This is a genomic window from Kitasatospora sp. NPDC051164 (assembly GCF_044455625.1).
Taxonomy (GTDB): domain Bacteria; phylum Actinomycetota; class Actinomycetes; order Streptomycetales; family Streptomycetaceae; genus Kitasatospora.
In genome coordinates this window covers 1-2,321 of sequence record NZ_JBITFB010000115.1, presented here as the reverse complement: position 1 = coordinate 2,321, position 2,321 = coordinate 1, and the positions used below count along the sequence as shown (strand labels likewise).

Here is a 2,321-nt window from a genome sequence, read left to right as displayed (position 1 = left end):
CTGCCGGAGTACATGGTGCCGTCAGCTGTGGTGACCCTGGACGCCCTGCCACTGAACGCGAACGGCAAACTCGACCGCCGCGCCCTACCCGCCCCCACCCACACCACACACACCACCGGCCGCGCCCCCGCCAACGAACGCGAAGCCACCATCTGCACCGCCTTCGCCCACGTCCTCGGACTCGACACCGTCAACCCCGACGACAACTTCTTCGAACTCGGCGGCCACTCCCTCCTCGCCCTCACCCTCATCAACCACCTCACCACCAACGGCATCCCCACCGACATCCGCACCCTCTTCCTCACCCCCACCCCCGCCACCCTCGCCACCACCACCCACACCACCACCCCCCAAAGCACCACCCCCGCACCCCCCACCCACATCCCCCCAGGCACCACCCGCATCACCCCCGACATGACCCCCCTCGCCCACCTCACCCAAACCGACCTCGACCACATCACCCACCACACCCCCGGCGGCACCCCCACCATCGCCGACATCTACCCCCTCACCCCCCTCCAAGAAGGCCTCCTCTTCCACCACCTCCAAGACGACAACGACACCTACCTCCTCCCCGCCGTCCTACGCCTCGACAGCCGCGAACGCCTCGACACCTTCCTCACCGCACTCAACGCCGTCATCACCCGCCACGACACCCTGCGCACCGCCATCCACTGGCAAAACCTCACCCACCCCGTCCAGGTCGTCCACCACCACGCCACCCTCACCCCCCACCACACCACCCTCGACCCCCACACCACCGACCCCACCGCAGCACTCCTCGCCACCTGCAACACCCCCCTCCCCCTCGACCAAGCACCCCTCATCCGCGCCACCACCGCACCCGACCCCCACCACCCAGGCCACTGGCTCCTCGCCCTCCACATCCACCACCTCATCCAAGACCACAACACCCGCACCATCCTCCTCAACGAAATCCGCGCCCACCTCACCGGCAACCACCACCACCTCCCCCCCACCCAGCCCTACCGCGACTTCGTCGCCCACACCCTCACCACCAACACCACCACCCACCACCACGACTACTTCACCCAGCAACTGGCCGGCCTCACCCAACCCACCACCCCCTACAACCTCACCACCACCGACCCCACCACCATCCGCGAAACCCACCACACCCTCACCCCCCAACTCACCACCCGCCTCCACACCACCACCCGCCGACACAACACCACCCCCGCCACCCTCCTCCACCTCGCCTACGCCCACACCCTCACCCACCTCACCAACCACCCCGACACCGTCTTCGGCACCATCCTCCTCGGCCGACACACCACCACCACCCCCCACAACACCCCCGGCCTCCACATCAACACCCTCCCCATCCGCATCAACACCCACCACCACACCGCCCTCACCGCCCTCACCACCACCCACCACCACCTCGCCACCCTCCTCGAACACGAACACACCCCCCTCGCCCACGCCCAACAAGCCAGCCCACTCCCCCCCAACACCCCCCTCTTCACCACCGTCCTCAACTACCGCCACACACCGATCGATGAGGCGAACATCGAGGGCGAGCTCGAGGGAGTCGAGCTGATCTTCACTCAGGAACGCACCACCTACCCGCTTGGCGTCTCGATCGACGACTTCGGCAACGGGTTCGCGTTCACCGTGCAGTCCGACGCCGGCATCGACCCCCAGCTCATCCACGACCTACTGCTCACCGCCACCGAAAACCTGCTCACCGCCCTCGAAACCAACCCCCACACCCCCCTCACCGACATCCCCGTCCTCAACCCCGACCTCCGCCACACCCTCCTCACCACCTGGAACGACACCACCACCCCCACCCCCGACACCACACTCCCCCACCTCCTCGCCCAACAAGCCACCCGCACCCCCGACGCCACCGCCATCACCTACCAAGACCAACACCTCACCTACCACCAACTCCACACCCGCGCCAACCAACTGGCCCACCTCCTCATCGAACACGGCGCCGGCCCGGAAACCCTCGTCGCCATCTGCCTCGACCGCTCCATCGACCTCGTCGTCGCCCTCCTCGCCACCCTCAAAACCGGCGCCGCCTACCTCCCCATCGACCCCACCCACCCCGCCGACCGCATCACCGCCATGCTCGACGACGCCCAACCCACCACCCTCCTCACCACCACCAACACCACCACCCCCACCAACACCACCCCCACCATCCACCTCGACCACACCGACCTCACCACCCACCCCCACACCGCACCCCCACTCACCCTCCACCCCGACCACCCCGCCTACGTCATCTACACCTCCGGCTCCACCGGCCGCCCCAAGGGCGTCACCATCCCCCACCGCGCCATCGT

Annotated in this window: 1 protein-coding gene; it reads left to right on the top strand. The window is 67.9% G+C overall.

Features of this window, described 5'->3' with window-relative positions:
* Nucleotides 1-12: 12 nt before the first annotated feature.
* Nucleotides 13-2,321: condensation domain-containing protein (locus ACIBEC_RS47735; protein ID WP_396290914.1), on the top strand; the 2,309-nt coding region annotated here is incomplete at its 3' end.